Genomic DNA, 23996 nt, shown 5'->3' on the forward strand with positions numbered 1-23996 from the left:
TGAAGGGGAACCCCATGAGAAGGTTATTCCGTGCCGTCCTGACTGCTATGGCGCTTTCGGTCGCCGGGGCGGGCACAGTCGCGCTGGCCCAAACGCCGCCCAATGTGCTGATTGTCGGGCAGATTGCAGAGCCGCAATCGCTCGATCCGCATACAGTCACGGCCACCAATGATTTCCGCATCCTCGTCAATATTTATGACGGCCTTGTGCGCTACAAGGACGGAACGCTGGAAGTAGAACCGGCACTGGCGGAAAGCTGGACGATTTCGGACGACGGCAAGACCTATACGTTCAAGCTGCGTCAAGGCGTGAGGTTCCATGACGGTTCGGATTTCAATGCCGAAGCGGTCAAGTTCAACTTCGACAGAATGCTAAAGGAAGACCATCCCTTCTATAACACCGGCCCATTTCCGCTTTCGTTCAATTTCTCGTCCATCGATGCAGTCAATGTGCTCGATGAACACACTGTCGAGTTCAAGCTGAAGGAGCCTTTCGCTCCATTTCTTTCCAATCTGGCCTATCCGACCGGCCTGATCGTGTCGCCGGAAGCGGTCAAGAAATACGGTAAAGAATTTGGCCGTCATCCATCCGGAACCGGTCCGTTCAAGTTCGCGGAATGGCAATCCGGCCAGCGTGTGGTGGTGGAGCGTAATCCCGACTATTGGGACACAGCGCCAGCATTGGAAGCAGTTGTGTTCCGCCCGATCACGGATGCCAATACCCGCGTCGCGGAGATGATGGCAGGCGGGCTGGATGTCATGGTGGAAGTGCCGCCGGATAATCTTGCCACCTTCAAACAGGACGCGAATTTCGCGGTTGCCGAACAGGCGGGCCCCCATGTCTGGTTTACCATCCTGAACGCGAAGAGCGGTCCATTCGCGGATAAGAAAGTGCGTCAGGCGGCGAATTATGCGGTTAACAAGCAAGGCCTCGTAGATAATGTGTTGCAGGGTTCCGCAACTGTTGCTGCGGGGCCGATCCCACCTGCCTTCAACTGGGTCGAGAACAAAACCGAACCCTATCCCTATGATCCTGAAAAGGCCAAGGCGCTCCTTGCCGAAGCTGGTGCAAGCAACCCCGAAGTCACGTTCTATGTGACCGAAGGCGGTTCTGGCATGCTTGATCCAATCACGATGGGTGCCGCAATCCAGGCCGATCTTCAGGCTGTGGGCTTCAAGGTCAAGATTGAAACCTATGAGTGGAACACGTTCCTTGGCAGGGTAAATCCGGGACTGGATGGCAAGGCCGATATGGCCGAGATGGCATGGATGACCAATGATCCGGACACGGTGCCTTATCTGACGCTTCGCAGCGACGCACTGCCGGACAAGGGCGGTTTCAATTCCGGTTACTATTCCAACCCCAAAGTGGATGAGCTTCTGGAAAAGGCGCGGTCATCGACCGATCAAACCGAGCGCGGCAAGCTTTATGGCGAAGTGCAGAGCATTGTCCATGACGATGCACCATGGCTGTTCGTGGCGAACTGGAAGCAAAATGCAGTCACGACCGCTGCCGTCAAGGGGTTCAAGTTGCAGCCGTCCTTCCTGCTGCATTTGAAAGACGTAACCAAGCAATAAGCGGGGAGGGCATTCATGTCAGCCTATATCCTCAAGCGACTTGTCGCCGTTGTTCCTGTGTTGCTCGGGCTCTCGATCATCGTTTTTCTCGTCATGGCGATGATCCCCGGTGATACGGCGACTGCGTTGCTCGGATCATACGCAACACCGGAAAATGTCGAGCGGGTCAATCGCGATCTCGGTCTCGACAAGCCGTTGCTGCAACAATACTTCATCTGGATGGGCAATCTCCTGCATGGGGATTTCGGGCGTTCCTTCGTGCTCAATCGTCCGGTGCTGGATGAGGTTATGGAGCGCTTTCAGGCGACACTCGTGCTTGCAGGCGTAGCACTGGTACTGTGTTCAGTCTTCGGCCTGCTCGCGGGTATCGTTTCGGCAGTGCGCCAGTTCGGCTGGGCAGACAGGGCGATCACTTTCATCGTGCTTGCCGGAATTTCCATTCCCTCATTCTGGTTGGGGTTGCTTCTGATCTATCTCTTCGCGGTTCATTGGCGCATTCTGCCAGCGTCCGGCATGTATGCTGTTTATGGCGGCGGTGACCTGAAGGATCTGCTCTGGCATCTGATCCTGCCTGCCACGACGCTGGCCGTGGTAGCGGCAGGCGTGATCGCACGTCTGACCCGCGGCGCGATGCTGGAAGTGCTTCGTCAGGACTATATCCGGACAGCTCGGGCCAAAGGTCTCAACGAACGTCGCGTGATATACGGTCATGCGTTTCGCGCCGCACTTGTCAGCGTCATTCCTGTGATCGGTATTCAGGCGGGATTTGTGCTGGGCGGCGCCGTCTACATTGAAACCGTGTTCCAGTGGCCCGGTATTGGCGCCATGCTGGTGAAAGCCATTTCCACCCGCGATATCTTGCTGGTGCAGGGTGGCGTACTTGTGGTTGCCGCGAGTTATGTCCTCTTCAATCTACTCGCTGATGTCATCCAGACCATGCTCGATCCAAGGATACGCTCATGAGCGCGCTTCCTGAAATTTCTGCCGCGCCAACGGCGGTCCGCATGTCATCATGGCGGCTCCTGATGAGCAATCGACTGGCAGCTTTCGGTTTTTTTATGCTGGTCCTGATCTGCCTCGTCATTCTGCTGGCCCCGGTTCTCCCGCTTCCCAATCCTGACGCGACTTCTCCCGCAATGCGATTAAAACCCGTGTTCAGCGAAGGACATCTTCTTGGAACGGATCAACTCGGGCGCGATATATTGAGTCGTGTCATATGGGGCACGCGGGTGTCTGTCGCAGTAGGATTTGCAGCGACGCTGATCGCAGCGATTGTTGGCTCGGCGATCGGTCTCGTGGCCGGCTATGCGGGCGGACGAACCGACAATTTGATGATGCGCGGCATCGATATGCTGATGGCATTTCCTTATATCCTGCTGGCGCTGGCTATCGTGGCAGTGCTTGGGCCGGGCCTGATGAATGCGCTCTACGCGATTGCGGTGGTCAATATTCCATTCTTCGCGCGTAATGTTCGCGGGGTTACGCTTGGTCTCGCGCATCGTGAGTTTATTGATGCTGCCCGGCTCTCCGGGAAAAGTCCGGTTTCGATCCTGTTAAGCGAAGTGCTGCCCAATGTGCTGCCGGTTATCGTCATTACCATGTCGACCACGGCGGGCTGGATGATCCTCGAAACGGCAGGCCTGAGCTTCCTTGGTCTTGGCGCGCAGCCGCCGCAGGCCGATCTCGGCTCCATGCTCGGCGAGGGCCGCGCGCAACTGTTCAATGCCCCGCATGTCTCCATCGTGCCGGGATTGATGATCTTCCTGCTGGTCATCAGTCTCAACGTATTGGGAGATGGGGTGCGCGATGTTCTCGATCCGCGATTGCGGTCAGGTGCGCTGGGGCGGCCAGGTGCTGTAACCGATATTGCCAAGGACCGGTCATCGCCCATGATCAAGGATAGCGAAAAAGCTCTTTCTATTGCCGGTCTCGAAACGGGCTTCGTCAATGGTGGGCATTTCACCGCCGCTGTCCGCAGCGTTTCACTGGAACTTGAACGCGGCGAATGTCTCGGCCTGATCGGGGAGAGCGGATCGGGCAAAAGCGTGACCGCCCTGTCAGTAATGGGCCTCGTGGCGTCCCCGCCCGGACTTATCCGCAACGGCGCGATCTATCTGGGCGACCGGGACGTTCTTTCAATGTCTGAAACCGAGTTGACGGCGGCACGGGGCGCAAGAGTTGCTTATGTGTTTCAGGACCCACTGACAACGTTGCATCCTATGTATCCGGTCGGTCGGCAGGTCGAGGAAGCAATTGCAGCGCATCGGCGGATCGGAGCCAGTGAGCGGCGGGAACAGGCGATTGTGCTTCTTGACAAGGTTGGCATTCCAGATGCAGCGGAACGGGCCAATCACTATCCGCACCAGCTTTCAGGTGGCCAGCGTCAGCGTGTCGGCATTGCCATGGCTCTGGCCAATGATCCCGATATCATCATTGCGGACGAGCCGACCACGGCGCTCGATGTCACGGTGCAGGCGCGCATTCTCGAACTGCTGCGCGATCTCCAGCGCGAGCGTGGCATGGCTCTGCTGTTTATCACCCATGACTTTGGAGTGGTTTCGGAGATTTGTGACCGCGTGGCAGTGATGAAAGACGGCGAGATTGTCGAGACGGGCACGACATCGGAAGTTCTTTCCAATCCGCAGCACAGCTATACGAAACGCTTGATAGCCTGCGTTCCCGAACTTGGGCAGGGTGCCGACTTTCTGGAACGTGTGGCTGGTCTCTTCAAGCGCGAAAACGGGAGGGTGGCAGGATGAGCGGAAATGCGATCAGCGTTCGCGATCTCACCAAAACCTTCGGTGGCGGACGAACACTTCTGGGTAAAGAGCGTCACAAGGTCGAGGCGGTTAAAAATGTTTCGTTCGATCTTGGAAGCGGTGAGACACTGGCGATTGTCGGTGAAAGCGGATCGGGCAAAAGCACGCTCGCCAGAATGCTCGTCGGGCTGACAGAGCCGACGGGCGGTACGATGACGATTGCTGGACGCGACGCGCATGAACTGCGAAATTCCGGTGCACAGGCATTTGGCAAGGTCATACAATATGTATTTCAGGACCCTGTCGCATCGCTCAATCCCAGAAAGACAATCCGGCAGATACTGGAAACACCACTCAGGCTTCTGGGCGGGCTGGATTCAGCTCAGTGCCAGCAGCGCATGATCCAGTTGCTGGATGCCGTTCAGATGCCCAAGGATACGCTGGAACGATATCCGCACGAATTCTCCGGCGGGCAGGCGCAACGTATCGCCATTGCGCGCACGCTGGCCGCTGAAGCGGAAATCGTCGTACTCGACGAACCGGTTAGCGCGCTGGATGTCTCTGTTCAGGCGCAGGTTCTTCTGCTTCTGGATCAACTGAAGAAAGAGTTTGGTCTCTCTTATCTCTTCATCAGTCATGATCTTGCCGTGGTGGAAGCCATCTCTGACAGGGTTGCAGTTATGTATTTCGGGGAAATCGTTGAGGAAGCAACTGCAAGCGCTCTTTTTGCCAGACCTGAACATGCCTATACACGACAACTCGTGGAAAGCGCGCCGCGCATCAGGAGAGAGTAGCAAGATATGGTCAGAATGGGCCGGAATTCCGATCACGAACCGCAATCGCGCGCGAGGGCGGCAAAGGTCCGTCGGCGACCGGAAGAGATTGCTGACCGTATCAAGGATGTTATCCGTTCCGATGCATTGAGGCCGGGAGATCGACTGCCACAGGAAAAGGAACTGATTGACCAGTTCAAGGCTGCCAAGGGCACTGTGCGCGAAGCGATGAAGGCGCTGGAGACGCAGGGTCTGATTTTTACGCGCAGCGGTCCCGGCGGCGGGGCTTTTGTTGCCGAACCTTCCGCCCAGCACGCAATGGAAATGCTCGGAAGCTATTTCTTTTTCGATCAGCCGAGTCTTGCCGAAGTTTACGCTATCCGTAAGCATCTCGAACCGGAGGTTGCTGCTCTGTTGTCCGGCAGATTGACCGGTGACGACATTGCTCGGCTGGAAAATGCGATGCGGGTCTATGATCGCCCGCCGGTCGATCTTGATGATCAATATCGCCAGCGGATTGCGGAACTGGATTTCCATTCCTTGCTGGCACAGCTTTGTCCGGACCGTCTGTTGGGCTTCATCTGCGGATTGACCCACAATCTGTTGCGAAGCCTGCCAATAGCGCGCGCGATCTATGCTGATCCGACACCGGCTTCGCGCGAAGAAGGACTTATCTTCCAGCACCGATTGCTTGCAGCGCTTGTCGAAAATCGCAGCGAGGATGCGCGCCGTATAACGTTTGAGCATATGGTTTCCGCTGAAAACTATATGCTTTCCAAGGCGAATTTAGTCGGGAAAGCCACATAGCGGAAACGAAAAAGTTGGGAACAATCCCGGCGCTCCCGCATTTGCAATTATGCAGGCCGCCGCCTTAACAGATGCGACGGCCTCATTTGTTTATGAATGACAATGGAGGTTTCGACCCTTTTTATGTGTGGTATTTGCGGAGAAGTCAGGTTTGACGGTGGTTCGCCGTCAGTTTCGGCAGTCTCGAAAATGGCGGATGTACTCAGTCCTCGCGGGCCCGATGCATCCGGGATTGTGATCCGGGGCAATATCGGCTTCGGGCATCGAAGATTGAGAATCCTTGATCTTTCCGAAAAATCGCAGCAACCGATGATCGACGCCGACCTCGGTTTGACGCTTGTGTTCAATGGCTGCATCTATAATTTCCGCGAATTGCGCACAGAGCTGGAACAGAAGGGCTACAAGTTCTTCTCCGACGGTGACACAGAAGTCATTCTCAAGGCATGGCATGCATGGGGCGAAAGCTGTGTAACGCGTTTTCTTGGCATGTTTGCTTTCGCCATTCACGAACGTGATACCGGCAGGGTTATCCTCGCGCGTGATCGGTTCGGCATCAAGCCGCTCTATATTGCCGAGGCGGAGGGTGCCTTGCGGTTCGCCTCTTCCTTGCCTGCTCTGGTTAAGGCAGGCGGCATCGATACCTCGATAGACCGCGCGGCCTTGCACAATTACATGAGCTTTCATGCCGTCGTGCCGCCACCGCGCACGATCTATAACGGTGTTCGAAAGCTCCCCCCGGCGACGATCCGTGTCTATGAACCGAATGGGCGTTTCGCTGACCGCATCTATTGGCAGGCGCCTTATCGCCGACTGCCCGGCGACGGCGCATTGAGCCGCGAGGAATGGAAGGAGCAATTGCTCGCCATGCTGCGTGTCGCTGTCAAGCGCCGGATGATTTCCGACGTGCCGGTCGGCGTGCTTTTATCCGGCGGGGTGGATTCCAGCCTGATCGTCGGTCTGCTTGCTGAGGCAGGTCAATCGGGCCTGATGAGTTTTTCTGTCGGCTTTGAAGAAGCCAACGGGGAGAAAGGCGACGAATTTGTCTATTCCGATCTGATCGCCGAGCATTTTGGCACCGAACATCATAAGATCTTTGTGCCCTCGGCAGACCTCATGGAAGCCTTGCCGGGAACGATCGCGGCAATGTCCGAACCAATGGTGTCCTATGATAATGTCGGCTTCTACCTCCTTTCCAAGGAGGTTTCGAAGCATATCAAGGTTGTCCAGTCGGGACAGGGGGCAGATGAAGTTTTCGGCGGCTATCACTGGTATCCACCGCTAGTCGATTCCAACGATGTCGTCAGCGACTATGCCAAAGGGTTCCGTGACCGCTCGCATGACGTTCTCGCCACGCAGCTATCGCCGGAATGGATGCCGGAACGTGATTACAGTCAGGACCTTCTGGAAGAACATCTGCTGCAGGATGGAGCGGATACGCCTGTCGACCGTGCGCTGCGGCTCGATACGAATGTGATGCTCGTGGACGATCCGGTCAAGCGCGTGGACAACATGACGATGGCCTGGGGGCTTGAAGCGCGGGTGCCATTTCTGGATCATGAACTGGTCGAGCTTGCTGCCCGCATTCCGCCGGAGGAAAAACTGCGTGACGGCGGCAAGGGTATCCTCAAGGATGTGGCGAGAAAGGTCGTTCCAAGCGAAGTGATTGATCGCAAGAAGGGATATTTCCCGGTTCCGCAGCTCAAATATATCGATGGCCCTTATCTCGATATGTTGCGAGACGCCCTCTCTTCACAAAAGGCGAGGGAGCGCGGACTTTTCCAACGCGATTATCTTGAACGCCTGTTTGCAAAACCGTCCGAACACATAACGCCGTTACGCGGTTCTGAGCTTTGGCAGGCTGGCCTCCTTGAAATGTGGCTGCAAACGCAGGAGGCATGAAATGCGGAAAACCGGTGAGGTGGATATGACCCGGCAGAAAGCGAAAGGTCGCAAAGCCTTTTCGCACCGTCTTACGCGCTTGCGTACACCTGAAAGCGCAGGCTTTTATCAGGAACATGCGCACGGCCATGACAAGGCGGGAAGCGAAGATCGCAAGCAGGATGTGGTTGTCGATTGTGGCTGGGGTCGACTACTCTTCGCGCAGACCTTCGAGACCAATGAAGCCATAGTGGAAGCATTGCGGGGGGAAGCGCCAGCGAGCCGCGATATCGTCTTTTACGTCAGCGATCCTCATGTGTTGCTGTCACTGGCACCACATGAGATATTTCTCGATCCGTCGCATACATACCGGATTGAACTTGCGACCTATCGACCGGGCGGGCGACGGATACGTGGCATCACCATACGTCGCGCAGTCTCCGAAGTGGACGCGGAAGGCATCAACGCTGTTTACGCGGCCTGTGGGATGGTTCAACTACGTCCCGACTTTTTCTCATCGGAACGAGACAATCGTGCTGTTACCTATTTTGTGGCTCAGGACGATGCTACCGGCGAAATTGTTGGCACCGTAACTGGCATCGACCATCAGCGCCTTTTCGATGATCCTGATCGCAGTGCTTCGCTTTGGTGTCTTGCAGTTCATCCTCAAGCGCGGCAGCCAGGTATCGGTGAAAAACTGGTGCGAAAACTTGCCGAGCATTTTCAGGCTCGCGGCTTGAGCCATATCGATCTCTCGGTTCTGCACGATAATGAGAATGCCATAAGGCTCTATGAAAAGCTGAAGTTTCGTCGCGTTCCGCTCTTCGCGATAAAGCGCAAGAACGCAATCAACGAGAAATTTTTCGCCTCGCATCTGGAAACCTTCGATGCGCTCAATCCCTATGCTCGCATAATCGTGGATGAAGCGGTGCGTCGTGGTATTCAGGTTGAAATAACTGATGCTGAAGGCGGTTTTTTCCGCCTCTCCTATGGCGGGCGTTCCGTCCATTGCCGTGAGAGCTTGTCTGAAATGACATCGGGTGTAGCGATGTCAATCTGCGACGACAAGGCCGTGACGCGGCGCGTCGTCGAGAAGGCTGGTCTGACAGTGCCGGAGCAGATTGCGGCCGAAGCGGACGATGATGCGCTGGAAGCTTTTCTAAAACGTCACGGCAAGCTGGTGGTGAAACCAGCCCGGGGCGAACAGGGAAGAGGAATTTCTGTCGGCATATCGACCATAAAAGACCTGCGAACGGCAATCAAACAGGCGCGAACCGTGTGCGACCGCGTGCTGCTGGAGGCGTGTTTTGAAGGTGAGGACCTTCGGCTGGTGGTTATCGACTACCAGCTCGTTGCCGCTGCGGTTCGTCGCCCGCCACGCGTTGTCGGTGACGGCAAGGCAACCATCCGCAAGCTTATCGAGATACAATCGCGCAGACGCGCTGTGGCGACTGGCGGAGAAAGCCGCATACCGGTCGATACGGAAACGAAAAGGTGTCTTGAGGAGCAAGGACTGTTGCTCGATTCCGTTCTGGAAGATCATCGTGAAATCACGGTGCGCAAGGCGGCCAATCTACATACAGGCGGTACGATCCACGACGTGACAGCGACTGTTCATAGAAACCTTGTCGATGCTGCCTGTAAGGCTGCGCGTGCAATCGGCATTCCCGTTGTCGGGATCGATTTCATGGTCAAGCAGCCCGAAAAGCCGGACTATATTTTCATCGAAGCCAATGAGCGTCCCGGCCTTGCCAACCACGAACCGCAACCGACTGCAGGCAAGTTTGTCGATTTGCTTTTTCCAGGCTCAAGATAATGATAGTTTAGGGATGTCTAAACTATGGAATGTTCGCCGGAAAGTCTCTCCGGCGAACTTGAAACTATGCAACCCGCAAACAATATGCTGTATTTTAGCTATTGAGGAAATTTTAAGCAGAAACTGTACTCAGCAAATCAATTCTCGATTGTAACGGAAAAATTCATTTTTCATTTGGTTTCTGCCTCTATCCCTTTACGACAGGGGGCTCGGGCGGAAAAGGTTGATCGAACCGCATTCACGCCTGAGCGGAAAAGGGCTGAAAATGGATACGCGGGGGCAAAGCAGCAAGAATGTGCCGCTGGCAGTCGATCTGGACGGAACTCTGGTTTCGACCGATCTGCTGTGGGAGGGTATTTTTCTTCTTTTGAAGAGGAACATCCTGTTCGTCTTCATGCTGCCGGTGTGGCTGTTCTCAGGCAAGGCATATCTCAAGCGACAGGTGGCTGAGCGCGTAACGCTCGATGCATCGCGACTTCCCTACCGAACCGAGTTTCTGGAATTTCTGCGTAGCGAACATGGGTCGGGGCGGACTTTGGTGCTGGCAACAGCTGCCGCTGAACCGATGGCCAAGGCTGTTGCGTCTGAGCTTGGGATTTTCAGCGCTGTCTATTCAACATCCGGTACGACCAATCTTTCGGCACAGCGCAAGGCTGATCTGCTTGTCGAGCACTATGGGCGACAGGGATTCGACTATGCCGGAAATGATCGTGATGACCTGCCTGTTTTCGATGCAGCCCGACAGGCGATCGTTGTCGCACCTGATCGTGGAGCGGCACATTTCCAGAAGCAAACTGGTTGTGAACTTTTCAGTGCCGAAAAACCAACTATTCGAACCTATGCTCGTATGCTCCGCGTTCATCAGTGGCTAAAGAATCTGCTCGTCTTTGTCCCGGCCATTCTGGCGCATGACATAATGAAGCCAGACGTGTTGATTGCGACTTGCCTGGCATTCGTGGCCTTTTCTGCGGCATCGTCTGCGATCTATATCGTCAATGATATTGTCGATCTTCCGGTGGATCGAAGACATGTGCGAAAAAATCAGCGACCTTTTGCACACGGAAAGATATCCATTCCCTTTGGCCTAAGCGTTGCGGCCCTGTTGTTGCTTCTGACGGCTTTCGTCTGCCTTTTCCTTCCGCCCGCCTTTACGCTTGCAATCGTCACCTATCTGTTTTTCACGACCGCCTATACCTTCGCCTTGAAACGCATGTTGTTGGGAGACGTGATTTGCCTCGCGGGACTTTACAGCCTGCGGCTATTGGGAGGGTCGGCGGCTTCCTATATCCCGCCATCGTTCTGGCTGATGGCCTTTGCCATGTTCTTCTTTCTGTCGCTGGCGCTGGTGAAGCGTTATGTCGAACTGCAGGGCGCTACCGTGACAGAAAAGGACCGGATTTTGGGGCGAGGCTACCGTCCGGAAGATCGCGATATTGTCGGACAGTGTGGGGTCGCAGCCGCGTTTACCGCAGCGCTGGTTTTGGCACTCTATATCAATAGCGATGCCGTCAAGACGCTCTACACCTATCCCTGGCTGATATGGCCGCTCGGTCCGATCGTACTCTATATCAACGTGCGTGTGTGGATATTGGCGCATCGCGGCGACATGGATGACGACCCGGTCCTCTTCATTGCCAGGGATTGGCGCAGTCAGGTCGTCATCGCGCTTGGCGCGGTGCTGCTTCTTGTGGCTGGTATGCGCTGATGGAACAATCCTTCGACAGTTTCGGACGTATTAACCGGCGAAGCCGGCAATACCTTCCGCTGGAGAGACTGGAGACTGATTTCACGCGAGCCTTGCTCGGCGATGCGAGCCTTTTGCCATTCGGAAATGGTCGCTCCTACGGCGATAGCTGCCATAATGATATGGGCTTTCTCGTGCCCATGCAGGCGCGGAAAAAGATACTACACTTCGATCCAGATACGGGATTGCTGACGGCTGAGAGCGGCGTGTTTTTGAGTGAAATCGTCACCCATGTTACTCCGCATGGCTATTTCCTCCCTGTCACGCCGGGCACGCAGTTTGTGACGCTCGGCGGCGCCATTGCCAATGACGTGCATGGTAAAAACCATCACCGGCAGGGTACTTTCGGGTGTCATGTTGAAAGGCTGGAACTGCTTCGCTCGGACGGCGTCTACTACAGATGTTCCGATACGGAGCACATTGATCTGTTTCGGGCAACCATCGGTGGAATGGGACTAACCGGATTAATTCTTCGCGCAACGATCCGGCTCAAGCGGGTCGGCGGTCTCGATGTCGAGGAAAAGGTTCTGCCCTTCGCCAACCTTGATGCTTACTTTGATATGGCCGGGGTGGCCGATCATGAAAATGAATATGCTGTTGCCTGGGTCGATCAGCTCTCCGATGGCCGGGGCTTGCTGATGGTCGGTAATCATGTTGCCGCGCCGAATGGCTCTATTTCGATCGCTGGGCGGTTTGGCGTGCCGGTTGAATTGCCATTCTCGCTGTTGAACAAGACAAGCCTGTCGCTTTTCAATGCGGCCTATTTCCAGCGCAAGAGGTGGCTGAAAACAGCGCGTAGAGTGCCGTATCAAAGCTTCTTTTATCCACTCGACGGAGTGAGAAACTGGAACAGGCTTTACGGCCCGGCAGGGCTCTACCAGCATCAAAGTGTAATTCCGTTCGAAGCAGCCCGAAAGATCGTTCCAGCGATGCTTGAGGCAAGTCGCAATGCAGGACAGGTCTCCTTTCTGACGGTACTCAAGCGTTTCGGTTTGATGAAGTCTCCCGGTCTCATGTCATTTCCGATGCCGGGATATACGCTGACGATGGATTTCCCCAATCGTGGCCACACAACGCTGGAATTGCTGAACCGTCTGGACCAGATGACTGTTGAGGCCGGTGGCCGGGTCAATCCATATAAGGACCAAAGGATGAGCGCAGAGGTTTTTGCTGCAAGCTATCCGCGCTGGCGCGATTTCGAGGCCTTTCGCGACAAGGCTTTCAATTCCAATTTCTGGCGCCGGACCGCATTGATGCTCGGCGCTGCAGGTTAGGAAACGTGATGAAATATATTCCCTTCATCCTGTTCACAGTCATGACCAATGCTGCCGCGCAGTTGATGTTGAAATATGGCATGCTGACGCTCGGGCCGATCAGCTTTTCAGCCGAAACATTGATCCAGCGCATATTCCAGATTGTCTTCAATCCCTGGATTTTTGCCGGTTTGCTCACCTTCGTGATCTCGATGGCGTCGCATCTTTACGTGCTGTCGAAAGTGGATCTTTCGTTTGCCTATCCGTTCCTCAGTCTTGCCTATGTCGCGGTCGCTCTGTTCGCCTGGCTTTTGTTCAAGGAGGAACTTGGCGCCTACAAGATTGCGGGAATTGCGTTCATCTGCATCGGGACAGTGCTGATCGCACAAAGCGGCAAGCCGTCCGAACCGCAGGCGGAGACGCATGTGAACCAGCAGACACATAGTTGAACGGGGCAGTACGATGAGACATGTAATCTTCGGTGGCGACGGTTTTGTCGGGCGCTATCTTGCTCCAAAGCTACTTGCCGATGGTCACGAGGTCCTTGTCGCGGATATCGTGAAAAGCGATCTGCCACACTATACTGATGCCGCTTTCATCGCGACTGATGTGACCGATCCGGAAGCAATCCACAGGCTTGGTATCCGCGCAGACGACATGGTCTATAACCTGTCCGCCAAAATGCTTTCACCAATTCAGGTCCGGGCAAAGCGGCACGACTTCTTCTTTCCCGTCAATTATTACGGGACGGCGAACATCATCAAGGCGATGGATGTGGCTGGTGCCAACAAGCTCGTCCATTTCACCACCGATATGGTGTACGGGCACACCTATGTCTGGCCGCAGAAAGAAGACCATCCGTGCAAGCCGCTCGGTGAGTACGGCCTGTCAAAACTGAAAACCGAAGAACTCGCCATTGAATGGCGCGTGCGGGGCATGAATATCTCCCTGTTTCGTCCTCGTCTTATCATTGGACCGGGCCGTCTCGGCATTCTGGAAAAGCTGTTCAAGCTGATTGATTACAATTTGCCGGTGCCGATGATCGGCTCGGGCAGGAACCCTTACCAGTTCATTTCGGTGTTCGACTGTGCGGAGGCGGCACGTGCCGCTTTCAAGGCTGGTGTTCCAAACGAGGCCTATAATCTCGGCTCGCTCAATCCGCCTCCTGTCCGCAAACTGCTTGGTGATCTGATCAGCCATGCAGGTTCGAAATCTATTTTGTTGCCAACACCCGCCTGGGCGGTGAAACGCACGCTGGATCTGCTGGACTGGATGAACATGCCGATCATGGACCCGGAGCAATATCTGATTGCCGACGAAATGTGTGTTCTCGATGTCTCGAAGGGCGAGCGCGAGCTTGGCTGGATACCGCAATATCGTGATGAGGATATGCTGATCGCGGCTTACAGCGAATATCGCAAGAAAATCGGCGCGGCATCATCGGATGTGCGGGCTTCCGAAACGGCATAGAGGCAGAAATGAACAAGACCAATACAACGCCGAAGCCGAAGCTGTTGACGGTTGCCGAGGCGAAAGCGCTCGATCTGCCACGGATGACGGAGCTGTTTACCACTCACCTCAATCCAGGCCAGCTTCACTTCATGAAGCTGCTCGGCTTTCACAAGGTGAAGATCGAACGCGCTGAAGGCATGTATTATTATGATCAGAATGGGCGCGCCATTCTCGATTTTTTCGGCGGGTTCGGATCGCTGGCTTTTGGCCATAATCACCCGCGTATTCTCGAAGCACGGCGTCAGTTTCAGGAAGAAATGCGCCACGAGATTGCAATCGCCTTCATGTCGCAATATGCGGCCGCTCTTGCTTATGACATTGCGGCTTGCTCGCCGGGAGATCTCGACATGGTGTTTCTGGGGTCTTCCGGTTCTGAGGCGATGGAAGCCGCGATCAAGGTCGCAGAGCGCGCCGCAGGTCCTAAAAAGCCCAAGATCGTCTATGCGGAAAATTCGTTCCATGGCAAAACGAAGGGTGTTCTGTCCATCACTGATGGCGGGCTATATCGTGGCGAATTCAAGCTGGTCGATAACACCGTTCGGGTTCCCTTCGGTGACATTGCAGCCATTGAAAATGCGTTTCGCTCTGACCCCGAGATCGGGGTGATTGTGCTTGAAACGGTGCAAGGTGGTGGCGGTATCATTCAAACTGATGCACAGTTCTGGCAAAAGTTGCGAAGCCTTTGCGACCAGTATGGTGTGATCTGGGTTGCCGATGAAGTGCAATGTGGACTGGGGCGAACCGGGAAATTCTATGCTTTCGAGCATTATGGCGTCATACCGGATGTCACCGCACTGGCGAAGTCGCTTGGCGGTGGAAAGACCGCAATGGCCGCCATGATCGCGCGGCGCGACGTCTACATGAAGGCTTACGGCACGCCCAAGACGGCGATGATCCATGCGATGGCGACTTTTGGCGGGATTGGCGAAGCCTGCGTTACGTCGATTGAAGCTCTGAACGTGCTTTACGACGAGCATCTGATTGATAATGCAGCCGATGTCGGGGAATATCTTCTGGATCGGCTGCACGAACTGCAGAGCCGCTATCCTGCGCTTTTGAAAGATGTGCGCGGGAAGGGGATGATGGTGGGGCTGGAGTTCCATGATTTTTCCCAGACGATGCCGGTCGTGCTGCGACCAGTCCTGGCAATGCTTGATGAAAAACTGAAAGGTTCACTTCCCGGCTTTATTGGCAGCCATCTGCTGCGCGATCATGGGGTTCTGGTCGCCTTTACTGAATATAATCGAAACGTCATCCGTCTTGAGCCGCCGCTGATCTGCGGGCGGGAGCATGTGGACGCATTCATCAAGGCTCTGGATGAGGTCCTTTCACGCGGCATCGTCCGGATTGTGCGGGATTTCGTCAAGGCTCAGATCAAATGAGCCGTTTCTGATTACGGAATAAAGCCGGGGCGAAGCAGCAAATCCCAACAGGGGTTCAAAGCGACGACGGCGCGATCCTGCAGTGCTTCGGCATATATTTTCTGCAAGGCAAGACGATTGGTCGTCGTCGGACATTTCGGGCGCAATATGCCGTCTGTTGCTTCTACGGCAGCCTTCGTTTCCTTGGATAACGCCGGGACAGTGCGGAAGGGGTCGGCGCCGATCTGGATATGCCGTGTCGCATCGCGATCCAATATCCATGCAAACGGATTGACGAAGTCAAGCGACATGATGCTTTGCAGGCGAACGTTATTCCGGGTCTCGAAGGATTTCAGATCCTTCACCATCCGGTTTGCAGAAACGAGCCAGTAGACCTGGAAATCGATTTCCGAATAAAGCTGCCAGCTAGGTAGTTGGCCTTGCGCTGCCAGCGCGTCATAGGCTGCATTGTTTTCCGGGTAGTGGGTTTCGAAAAGCTCTGCCCGTTGCAGGAAATCGGGCCGGGTCAACACCTGCCCGAGGTTCTTCAGTTCCGGGAAGGACGGTTGCACATAAGTCGGGGCTACGGCAACGGCGCGCAGGGTACGGTGCGCAACCTTGGTGAATGTCGGGAGGGCACAGAAGGCAGCGAGCACGACGAAGGCGATTTTGAGCTTCTCGGTGCCGGCTTTTATCCGCTGAAAAATCATAAGCAGGATGGGCCAAAGGAATATGAATTCCTGACTTCCGGTGTTCTGTGTCTCAAGGATGATGCCACCCAGAAGCCCAACGGCGAGCCAGACCGAACTCCGGTCGAAAAAGCGATTGTGTTTGCCGGAATGGAACTGTTCATTCCAGAAAAGAATGAGAACAAGGATCGTCGCTGGCAGAATGACGTCCAGCTTCAACGATATGACGGTCAGGAAACGCGGCAGCAGGGCTTCTTCGTTCAGGGCGATCAATGAGGCGATATCGCGAATATATCCGCCGATAATCCCATTGTACAATTCAAGGACGAACAGAAATGCAACGGTAATGGCGGCGGCCAGCAGAACGTTGCGTATAGAGATTCGTCCAGCGAGAAGTGCCGCAAGCCCGAACAGTCCACCTGCAAGAAAGCCCGTGACCTTCATCAAAAACAAGGCGAGCATCACTGCCGCACAAAACAGCGCGAGCTTTGCGCCGTTTCGCATAAACAGCAATCCGCACATCAGCACGTAGAGCAAAAGCGATGTATGGCGGTTATAAATGCCAAACCCATCCAGTCCGGGGTAGGGATAAAAGCTTTGTGTATTGGCCGGAAAGATTGCGAAAACCAGAAATGGAACAAGGATCAGAAATCCGGTTATTCGATTATGGGGGGGAAGCTCTGTCAGTACCCATGCCATCAGAGGGGCTGCAACGACCAATATTGACCATTGAACGAGCAAAAGCGGTTGTGCCTGTGGGAACAGGGAGTGTCCCCATGCAAAAAGATAGTAGCCAAGCGGTCCGACAGGCGTGGAAAAGTCTACACCGGGAATCTGGTCCATTCTTATGCGCTGGGCTGCGTCGAAGTAGATGTAGCTGTCCCAGTACATTGGCCCAATGGGGGCATTGAGCCTGAATGACAGAAGCGCGATCAGCAGAACGAGAACAAAACCTAGCCAGAGCATAGGCGCGCATAGCAGCGTCGGTCTGGCCGATTTGAAGGTCGTGCTGAAGAACATGGAACCCCGCTCCCTCGTGCATCACGCGCAGAAATTACCTGCAAACCCTTAAAACTACTGAAATAGCCACAGGGTCACCTGATTGGGCACAAATTTCCGATATGTGTGAAGAGCTTTCCAGAAAAGAGAGCGCCCACTGCACTGGGAGGAGGAATGTGCAGTGGGCGGATCTATAAAGCGCGATTGGGAGGAGGAGTATCGCGCTTTGGGTTCGGTTTTTGGGAGGAGGAGTAAAACCGAACAAGCCCAAGATAGGAATAAGGGCCGCTGCTTACAAGGGGCAACGCTGCAATGCAGATATGCATTTTTGGGTAGCTAAAAAAGAAACCGCCCCGCAGCGGTCTAGCGCGCTGGGGCGGTACTCCCTCCTCCAAGTGAGAGGAACAATAACCGTGCTCATGGAGAAAGCAACCCCTTAATAAAACTCTATAACTTTCAGAAAATACTGAAATTTGTGTAGGGTTATTGGGTGATAGTCATTCAGGTTCCATCCGGTACAAGAGCATTTTAATTGCACTGCAGGACTGAACTATACCCGATCTTTAATAGTGTTTAGTCGAACGGTTGCAGACGCGGAAAAGTTCGTTGAGATAGGTTTCTCAACCATTGGCTGATATTGTTCACCAGATTTTCAAGTGTGCATGCAGATTGTCTATTTATTTTCGTCAAAGCTGTGAGTAAGTTCTTCTATCTTCTTCGATTGGGGGCTTTCGGGGGAGATATGCCGCCTCAGCGCGTTCATTCGCTGCGAGGCGGTTTTCATTTGGATCTGTTGAAAGTGCATATCAGCAATGCAAGCTTGTTGATTGAGTAGGCCGGCCGAACGGGTTATTAAAAAAACGTCCGGTTCACTCCTCCTCCCAAGAACCGGACCCAAAGCGCGATACTCCTCCTCCCAATCGCGCTTACAGATTAAGCCCACAACGTTCTCCTCCTCCCAAGCGTTGTGGGCTTTTCTATATTCTACTCACGTAATTTTTCAGGCTGGAACGTATTGTTAGTTCCAGAATCGGAGCTAACGTTCCATTTTCCCTGTGCGTGCACTCCTGAGAGCTCGCCCGCCTCGCGCCCCTAAGCCCCCCGCCCAAACGCGAGGCGGTTCCTTTGAGCGGAACCTTCCAGAAGATTTATATTTCAGTGTTTCCGTCAGGGATTCTTCCCACTGAATAAAGCTGCGTTCGAAGAGGAATGAAAGCGATCAGAAAGATCGCTGTTGCTTCGTTGGGTTATACTCATTTGCTGCGTCGGCTAGGTTGGCTGATAGGGCGTGTGAAGATTCCTCATGGCGCAGGTTGTTCATGGAATTCTTGACGCAGTGTCGACAATACCAGAAACTGATTTAGTTGACCTGCAATTCCGGAACAATTAGAAGAAATATACTTTAAAAAGAATCGGATAAGGTTCGGCGGCTTTCCACTTGCTACAAGTTATTCTGATTTTTGACCAAATAAAAATATATTATAAAATTATAATACATTACGTAGCGTCATATTTGATTGGAAATTAATTTTATATTTTCTGCGCTGTCTTCTGTGGATGGGTGAAGAAACGATGATTATCGATCCTGAAATCCGTTTACAGTCAAGAATAAGCTGAGTCGTTTCCAGGCTGGAGGCGCTTTCGGCTGTTCAGGTGGGCACAATGTTGCGTTCTGTGTCTGGAGGCTAATGCCTCGTCGATAGTTATGCTTTGATCGTCAAAAGGGACCGGCCGCTCCAGCAATGGGGGCGTTCTGGCTTCAGAAATTAACCATCTGTTAACCATTGCACATATAGACCGGATAAACCGTTTTTTAACCAAGATGAATCAAGTGCTAACACAGTCTCGTCCAATCCGTTTGAAAGGGAGATCCTTTCTTGCGCTGGTACTCTCGCCTGAACTGCCGCTCGATGGCTGGCTCGACAAGCTGGACGATCTTGCAGCCCGTTCCGTGGGTTTTTTTCTGAATCGCCCGATCGTTCTCGATCTGGAGAACGTTTCGATCGAGCGTCCGCAATTGGTTCAATTGCTTGAGGATTTGGTTAAACGTGGTGTCTGGATCACGGGCTTTGAAAATGCGCGGCCCTCTCTGCTGGGGCCAGGCATGCCGCCAGCGATGCGTGGCGGACAACCTGCCGCAGATTTCGACCCGGAGATCACAGAACCGAAGTCGCAGGAGCGCACTCCGGTGGCACCCGCATCGGTACAACTCGTCAAGGCCGTTCCGTCCATGGTGGTTACCGAGCCGGTACGGTCTGGTCAGTCGGTCTACTTTCCGGACGGCGATGTAACGATTGTTGGTTCTGTAGCGTCTGGTGCGGAAGTGGTGGCTGGTGGCTCGATCCACGTTTATGGCGCGCTGCGCGGTCGTGCGATGGCTGGGACAGCCGGAAATGCCGATGCGCGCATTTTCTGTCGCAAGATGGAGGCAGAACTCGTTGCAATCGACGGTCTTTACAAGACGGCCGAAGACATGGAGAGCCGATTGCGCGGACAGGCAGTCCAGCTCTGGCTCGACGGCGATTACATGATGGCCGAAACGCTAAACTAGCATGTTTCCCAAACGGCCGAACAGCCTTGGGAAAATGCTGGTCCAGACAAATTGTCAGGGCACTTTTGAGTGCTGAAAAAGAAAAGCAGAGCATTTCATATCCCGGGTAACGAATGCTCTGGAGGCGCGCGGGAGATACAGGAGACAAATATGGCAAAAGTGATTGTTGTAACTTCCGGTAAGGGTGGCGTTGGCAAAACGACATCAACCGCTGCAATCGGCGCTGCGCTGGCGCAACGCGGCGAGAAGACAGTCGTTATCGACTTCGATGTTGGTCTGCGTAACCTTGACCTCGTCATGGGGGCTGAACGTCGCGTCGTGTTCGATCTGGTTAATGTCATTCAGGGTGACGCAAAGCTTCCGCAGGCTTTGATCCGCGACAAGCGCCTTGAGACACTGTATCTGCTGCCTGCCTCCCAGACGCGCGATAAGGATAACCTGACCACTGATGGCGTCGACCGCGTCATGGAAGATCTCAAGAAAGAGTTCGACTGGATCATTTGCGATAGCCCCGCCGGGATCGAACGCGGTGCCACACTCGCCATGCGTCATGCGGATATGGCTGTGGTTGTCACGAATCCTGAAGTGTCATCTGTGCGCGATTCCGACCGTATCATCGGTCTGCTGGATGCCAAGACACTCAAGGCCGAACGTGGCGAACGTGTGGAAAAGCATCTCTTGCTGACCCGTTATGACCCGGTACGTGCCGAGCGCGGCGACATGCTGAAGGTTGATGACGTTCTCGAAATTCTGTCCATTCCGCTTCTGGGTATCATTCCGGAAAGCCAGGACGTTCTGCGGGCATCCAATATTGGTTCCCCAGTAACGCTCGCCGATCAGCGCAGTGCGCCTGCATTGGCTTATCTCGACGCAGCCCGCCGCCTCGCCGGCGAAGAAGTGCCGATGACTGTTCCATCCGAAAAGCGCGGCCTTCTGGGTAAACTTTTCGGAAGGAGAGCGGCATGAGCCTGTTTCGTTTCTTCAGCAAGCCTGCTTCCGCGCCGCAAGCGCGCGAACGGTTGCAGGTTCTGCTCGCCCATGAAAGGGCGTCACACGAACATTCCGATCTTGTTGCGGTATTGCGGGAGGAAATTCTCGCCGTTATCGCCAAGCATATCCAGATTGATCGCGACAAGGTCAGCGTGAAAATGGATCGGGGTGACCAGATGTCGACGCTCGAAGTCGATATCGAGCTTCCGTTGAAAACAAAAGCGAAGGTGCGGGCAGCCTGATTAAAGCACAATCCGACCGGAGTGAAACGAAGGTCGATAAGATTATGCTTACAATAGAAAAGGTTAGAGCGCCGATCTGATTCAATCGGATCGAAATGCATTCTAACACCAGTCTTGCGGATAGCCAGAAAGATGGAGGGAAAACCATGAACCGCGGTGCACTTCTCACCAGATTGAAGGAGCTTCAGGAGCTTCCAAAGTTTCAGAAGCGGGATATCTGTACCATAAGCGCTTTCCTGCAGCTTGAGGCACTGGCTGAACATGTCAGAGTCTGTGAAGAGGCAGCAGGCGTTGCACAAACGGGGCAGGATCATTGATCCTGCCCTTTCCTTGTAGGGTTGAGCTTTCCTGAACACTCATAGCGTGTGTTCTCGGCAGATCAAGATTGTTGCGTGTTTACGGCACGGCAAAAAACATCTGCAAATAGCAGCCGAGAAAGGCAAGGGCGATCAGCGCCACGATGAGGAACAGGAGCTTCATGCAACATGCATCGCTCAATCGCTGTTCACGTTCAAGAAAACAGATGGTGATTGACGGCACTGGTACAGAAAATATTGCTTTATCCCATTGTTTCCATGTGTTTTTCGAATTGGCGGCTTTCCTCATTTGTTTGAGATAGGCGCAAGCTCCTGTCGTGCCGTCGTCAAAACCGTCTGTGTCAGGCTTGCGAGCCTGTCGGCCGCAAGGCGGTTGACCTGCCAGAACAGGGGAATATCCAGCGGCGTATCCGGGATGAGTTCGACCAGTTTGCCCGACTGCAAATAGTCACCGACCAACTGCACCGGATTCATCCCCCATCCCATGCCTGACAGGCTTGCCTCGACAAAAGCCTGTGTTGAGGGAAGCCAATGTGTCGGGCATGCTATGTCGGTTCGGAGGGCAGTGCGCACCCACTGATCCTGCAATCTGTCCTTTTGGTTGAACGTCAGTGCCGGAGCTTTGGCAATAGCATCGTGGGTTATTCCGTCTGGAAAGTGGCGAGCGGCGAATTCCGGTGATGCCGTGGCGCGATATTGAAGGATACCAAGCGGGGTTAGACGACAGCCTTGAACTGGCTTTGATAAAGAAGTCACGGCGGCTACGACACGCCCGCGCTGCAGCCATTCGGCAGTGTGATCCTGATCGTCGACCGCAATGTTGAAAAGATATTCCGCTGTCGTGCTGAAATGCGAGATTGCTTTCAGAAACCACGTGCCCAGACTATCGGCGTTGGTCGCTATATGAAGCGTTACGCGCTGTGCAGTATTCTCGCTTCCGGACAGTCCAGGCAACTCTGCCAGAAGTTCGCGTTCGAGCATGCCTACCTGCTCGATATGCCGGCACAACCAGTCTCCTTTTTCGGTCGCCGTGCAAGGAGAGCCTCGCTCAATGAGTACTGCGCCAAGCCGCTCTTCGAGATGTTTGACGCGTTGTGAGATTGCTGACGGAGTGACGTTCAACGCTCGTGCGGCTTTCTCAAAACTGCCCGTCTGAACCACCATCGCCACTGCTCTCAAGGCGGAATAGTCGATCATTAGAATTCCTAAACTGAAGTTATTAAGTTTAATTATTCTAATCATCTAGCATTTGGTATCCAAGTGCCAACTTACTCCCAGATGGCGACCATTTATGAACACTTCAATCTACGTAACCGGCTTTACCATGGGCCTCACCCTCATTGTCGCGATTGGTGCACAAAACGCTTTCGTTCTGCGGCAGGGTTTACGCGATGAGCATGTGTTCGCCGTCAGCCTCGCTTGTGCCGTATCGGATGCCATCCTGATCCTGATAGGTGTGACAAGCTTCCAGAAGATCGCTGCCATCATGCCTGCGCTCGATCCCATCATGCGATATGGCGGTGCAGCTTTTCTGATCTGGTATGGTGCGCGAAGCCTTTACTCCGCTTTCACCTCGTCAGCGGTTCTGGCCACTGCGAACGGGGCGTCCGTGAGCCTCACCAAGACGCTCGCTACTTGTCTGGCACTGACTTGGCTCAATCCGCATGTCTATCTGGATACTGTCGTGCTGCTCGGAACGATTTCTACGCAGTTTCCCGGTTTGGAAACGTCGTTCGCGGCGGGTGCTATCACTGCATCCTTCGTGTTTTTCTTTTCGCTTGGCTTCGGTGCCCGCTGGCTGCGCCCGATCTTTGCCCGCCCGTCGTCATGGCGCGTTCTTGAAGGCATCATTGCCGTTACGATGTGGTCTATCGCGCTGAAACTCGTGACCGGCGTGTAACGATCTCAGGCTAACCAAACTAAAAAGCCGGATGCATTTACTGCATCCGGCTTTTTAGTTTTTGGAAGAACACACCTAGAGGCCCATAGCCTTCAATTCCTGAAGCGGAGGGATCGTTTCGTACATGATCGGGTCGAGACGGTCCCAGATGATGCCACAGGTTGGCTTGTGCGGATCCTTCACCTCTATTGTGCGGGTGGGCGTGAAAATCACGTCCGCGACGGTGTCATAGACATCCGGCGTGAGCTTTTCGCTCAGAACCTGACAGTCGTGTACGACAGCGGCGGCAGGCGTCGCTGCGGTGATACGGCCCAGACGGTAAAGCATGCCCCATTCGGCATCGAAGAAGCCATGCCCTTTGCCGAAGCGTACGCCCTCGAGATTGATCGCGCCGGTGCCGGTGACCATGTAATCGACGACCGGCATAGCCGAGATATCTTTCAGCGTGACCGGCTGTCCCACACGCTCCATGCCGTCGAGCGTCGAGGCGTAAAGATAATAATCCGGCGAAATCAGCTTCGGATCGAGAACCCAGAAGCCGCGCTTGATGGAATATGTGGTTATCAGAACGGTCTTGCCGTCTTTCAAAGCCTGAAGACGCAGGCGGTCGAGACAATTATCGGGCGTAATGAAGATGAAATCTGCATTCTGATAATAATGATGGCTTGTCAGCCGGGCTACCGCATCCTCTCCACCTTCAAAATCTGCGATGAACTCGCCGAAGTCGAAATGGAAACGGCTATCCGGGACGGCCACCTTGCGCAACTCGCTCCACACACGTTCGCGAACGGAAGCTTTGTGATCGGTGATTTCCATGGGGACTCCTTG

General features: G+C 54.2%; 20 protein-coding genes. 17 read left to right on the top strand and 3 right to left on the bottom strand.

Annotated elements, in window-relative coordinates:
* The first annotated feature begins 14 nt into the window (after window positions 1-14).
* The 12 genes from FG152_RS10735 (at window position 15) to FG152_RS10790 (ending at window position 15501) form a co-directional block, all read left to right on the top strand.
* Window positions 15-1577, top strand: coding sequence for an ABC transporter substrate-binding protein (locus tag FG152_RS10735; RefSeq protein WP_036577892.1), 1563 nt, complete (start codon window positions 15-17; stop codon window positions 1575-1577).
* A gap of 15 nt (window positions 1578-1592) precedes the next feature.
* Entirely contained in the window at window positions 1593-2540 is a 948-nt protein-coding gene (locus tag FG152_RS10740; protein ID WP_036577895.1) for an ABC transporter permease, read from the top strand.
* A complete protein-coding gene (locus FG152_RS10745; protein WP_036577897.1) occupies window positions 2537-4336 on the top strand; it encodes a dipeptide/oligopeptide/nickel ABC transporter permease/ATP-binding protein in 1800 nt (599 codons plus the stop codon). Before FG152_RS10740 ends, FG152_RS10745 begins: the two co-directional genes overlap by 4 nt.
* A complete protein-coding gene (locus FG152_RS10750) occupies window positions 4333-5130 on the top strand; it encodes an ATP-binding cassette domain-containing protein (protein ID WP_010660924.1) in 798 nt (265 codons plus the stop codon). The genes FG152_RS10745 and FG152_RS10750 overlap by 4 nt, the downstream gene beginning before the upstream one ends.
* A gap of 6 nt (window positions 5131-5136) precedes the next feature.
* Window positions 5137-5916 carry a FadR/GntR family transcriptional regulator gene (locus FG152_RS10755; RefSeq protein ID WP_029376210.1) on the top strand — a complete coding sequence of 260 codons (780 nt, stop codon included), beginning with the start codon at window positions 5137-5139 and terminating at the stop codon, window positions 5914-5916.
* 123 nt (window positions 5917-6039) lie between these two features.
* Entirely contained in the window at window positions 6040-7815 is a 1776-nt protein-coding gene (locus tag FG152_RS10760) for an N-acetylglutaminylglutamine amidotransferase (RefSeq protein WP_036577907.1), read from the top strand.
* 1 nt (window position 7816) lies between these two features.
* Window positions 7817-9610 (top strand): N-acetylglutaminylglutamine synthetase, encoded by a 1794-nt coding sequence (gene ngg, locus FG152_RS10765; protein ID WP_036577899.1) that lies wholly within the window; start codon window positions 7817-7819, stop codon window positions 9608-9610.
* A 265-nt stretch (window positions 9611-9875) separates the two neighbouring features.
* A complete protein-coding gene (locus tag FG152_RS10770) occupies window positions 9876-11315 on the top strand; it encodes a UbiA family prenyltransferase (RefSeq protein ID WP_036577909.1) in 1440 nt (479 codons plus the stop codon).
* Window positions 11315-12628, top strand: a complete 1314-nt coding sequence (locus tag FG152_RS10775) for an FAD-binding oxidoreductase (protein WP_036577901.1) — start codon at window positions 11315-11317, stop codon at window positions 12626-12628. Before FG152_RS10770 ends, FG152_RS10775 begins: the two co-directional genes overlap by 1 nt.
* Window positions 12629-12636: 8 nt before the next feature.
* Window positions 12637-13056 (top strand): EamA family transporter, encoded by a 420-nt coding sequence (locus FG152_RS10780; RefSeq protein ID WP_010660930.1) that lies wholly within the window; start codon window positions 12637-12639, stop codon window positions 13054-13056.
* 13 nt (window positions 13057-13069) lie between these two features.
* The gene (locus FG152_RS10785) at window positions 13070-14077 is read left to right on the top strand and encodes an NAD-dependent epimerase/dehydratase family protein (protein ID WP_036587171.1); all 1008 of its coding nucleotides are present in this window, start codon (window positions 13070-13072) and stop codon (window positions 14075-14077) included.
* A gap of 8 nt (window positions 14078-14085) precedes the next feature.
* Entirely contained in the window at window positions 14086-15501 is a 1416-nt protein-coding gene (locus tag FG152_RS10790) for an aspartate aminotransferase family protein (protein WP_043061615.1), read from the top strand.
* Between the two features lie 11 nt (window positions 15502-15512).
* Here the strand turns inward: FG152_RS10790 and FG152_RS10795 are convergent, their stop codons facing one another.
* On the bottom strand, window positions 15513-17189 hold the full coding sequence (locus FG152_RS10795; protein WP_010660933.1) for a hypothetical protein: 1677 nt from the start codon (window positions 17187-17189) through the stop codon (window positions 15513-15515).
* Window positions 17190-18990: 1801 nt separating this feature from the next.
* Here FG152_RS10795 and minC point away from each other — a divergent pair.
* From minC to FG152_RS10815, 4 genes are all read left to right on the top strand, one after another.
* The gene (minC, locus tag FG152_RS10800; protein WP_010660935.1) at window positions 18991-19719 is read left to right on the top strand and encodes a septum site-determining protein MinC; all 729 of its coding nucleotides are present in this window, start codon (window positions 18991-18993) and stop codon (window positions 19717-19719) included.
* Between the two features lie 150 nt (window positions 19720-19869).
* A complete protein-coding gene (gene minD, locus FG152_RS10805; RefSeq protein WP_010660936.1) occupies window positions 19870-20685 on the top strand; it encodes a septum site-determining protein MinD in 816 nt (271 codons plus the stop codon).
* Window positions 20682-20951, top strand: a complete 270-nt coding sequence (gene minE / locus FG152_RS10810) for a cell division topological specificity factor MinE (RefSeq protein WP_006468449.1) — start codon at window positions 20682-20684, stop codon at window positions 20949-20951. The genes minD and minE overlap by 4 nt, the downstream gene beginning before the upstream one ends.
* Window positions 20952-21097: 146 nt before the next feature.
* Window positions 21098-21268: a hypothetical protein gene (locus FG152_RS10815; protein WP_010660937.1), complete on the top strand. Its 171-nt coding sequence runs from the start codon at window positions 21098-21100 to the stop codon at window positions 21266-21268.
* A gap of 285 nt (window positions 21269-21553) precedes the next feature.
* Here FG152_RS10815 and FG152_RS10820 read toward each other — a convergent pair whose 3' ends face one another.
* Window positions 21554-22465: a LysR family transcriptional regulator ArgP gene (locus FG152_RS10820; protein ID WP_036582115.1), complete on the bottom strand. Its 912-nt coding sequence runs from the start codon at window positions 22463-22465 to the stop codon at window positions 21554-21556.
* Window positions 22466-22559: 94 nt separating this feature from the next.
* On the opposite strand from FG152_RS10820, the gene FG152_RS10825 reads away from it, so the two are divergent.
* Window positions 22560-23168: a LysE/ArgO family amino acid transporter gene (locus FG152_RS10825; RefSeq protein ID WP_036582113.1), complete on the top strand. Its 609-nt coding sequence runs from the start codon at window positions 22560-22562 to the stop codon at window positions 23166-23168.
* A gap of 75 nt (window positions 23169-23243) precedes the next feature.
* On the opposite strand, the gene FG152_RS10830 is transcribed toward FG152_RS10825, so the two are convergent.
* The gene (locus FG152_RS10830) at window positions 23244-23984 is read right to left on the bottom strand and encodes a 5-formyltetrahydrofolate cyclo-ligase (RefSeq protein ID WP_036579718.1); all 741 of its coding nucleotides are present in this window, start codon (window positions 23982-23984) and stop codon (window positions 23244-23246) included.
* Between the last annotated feature and the right edge of the window lie 12 nt (window positions 23985-23996).

Origin of the sequence: Ochrobactrum sp. XJ1 (assembly GCF_024701725.1) — a bacterium.
GTDB classification, from domain to species: Bacteria; Pseudomonadota; Alphaproteobacteria; order Rhizobiales; family Rhizobiaceae; genus Brucella; species Brucella anthropi.

Excerpts from the sequence above, each read along its gene's own strand:
- FG152_RS10735 (WP_036577892.1), top strand. The coding sequence starts at position 15 with ATGAGAAGGTTATTCCGTGCCGTCCTGACTGCTATGGCGCTTTCGGTC.
- FG152_RS10740 (WP_036577895.1), top strand. The coding sequence starts at position 1,593 with ATGTCAGCCTATATCCTCAAGCGACTTGTCGCCGTTGTTCCTGTGTTG.
- FG152_RS10745 (WP_036577897.1), top strand. The coding sequence starts at position 2,537 with ATGAGCGCGCTTCCTGAAATTTCTGCCGCGCCAACGGCGGTCCGCATG.
- FG152_RS10750 (WP_010660924.1), top strand. The coding sequence starts at position 4,333 with ATGAGCGGAAATGCGATCAGCGTTCGCGATCTCACCAAAACCTTCGGT.
- FG152_RS10755 (WP_029376210.1), top strand. The coding sequence starts at position 5,137 with ATGGTCAGAATGGGCCGGAATTCCGATCACGAACCGCAATCGCGCGCG.
- FG152_RS10760 (WP_036577907.1), top strand. The coding sequence starts at position 6,040 with ATGTGTGGTATTTGCGGAGAAGTCAGGTTTGACGGTGGTTCGCCGTCA.
- ngg (WP_036577899.1), top strand. The coding sequence starts at position 7,817 with ATGCGGAAAACCGGTGAGGTGGATATGACCCGGCAGAAAGCGAAAGGT.
- FG152_RS10770 (WP_036577909.1), top strand. The coding sequence starts at position 9,876 with ATGGATACGCGGGGGCAAAGCAGCAAGAATGTGCCGCTGGCAGTCGAT.
- FG152_RS10775 (WP_036577901.1), top strand. The coding sequence starts at position 11,315 with ATGGAACAATCCTTCGACAGTTTCGGACGTATTAACCGGCGAAGCCGG.
- FG152_RS10780 (WP_010660930.1), top strand. The coding sequence starts at position 12,637 with ATGAAATATATTCCCTTCATCCTGTTCACAGTCATGACCAATGCTGCC.
- FG152_RS10785 (WP_036587171.1), top strand. The coding sequence starts at position 13,070 with ATGAGACATGTAATCTTCGGTGGCGACGGTTTTGTCGGGCGCTATCTT.
- FG152_RS10790 (WP_043061615.1), top strand. The coding sequence starts at position 14,086 with ATGAACAAGACCAATACAACGCCGAAGCCGAAGCTGTTGACGGTTGCC.
- FG152_RS10795 (WP_010660933.1), bottom strand. The coding sequence starts at position 17,189 with ATGTTCTTCAGCACGACCTTCAAATCGGCCAGACCGACGCTGCTATGC.
- minC (WP_010660935.1), top strand. The coding sequence starts at position 18,991 with ATGAATCAAGTGCTAACACAGTCTCGTCCAATCCGTTTGAAAGGGAGA.
- minD (WP_010660936.1), top strand. The coding sequence starts at position 19,870 with ATGGCAAAAGTGATTGTTGTAACTTCCGGTAAGGGTGGCGTTGGCAAA.
- minE (WP_006468449.1), top strand. The coding sequence starts at position 20,682 with ATGAGCCTGTTTCGTTTCTTCAGCAAGCCTGCTTCCGCGCCGCAAGCG.
- FG152_RS10815 (WP_010660937.1), top strand. The coding sequence starts at position 21,098 with ATGAACCGCGGTGCACTTCTCACCAGATTGAAGGAGCTTCAGGAGCTT.
- FG152_RS10820 (WP_036582115.1), bottom strand. The coding sequence starts at position 22,465 with ATGATCGACTATTCCGCCTTGAGAGCAGTGGCGATGGTGGTTCAGACG.
- FG152_RS10825 (WP_036582113.1), top strand. The coding sequence starts at position 22,560 with ATGAACACTTCAATCTACGTAACCGGCTTTACCATGGGCCTCACCCTC.
- FG152_RS10830 (WP_036579718.1), bottom strand. The coding sequence starts at position 23,984 with ATGGAAATCACCGATCACAAAGCTTCCGTTCGCGAACGTGTGTGGAGC.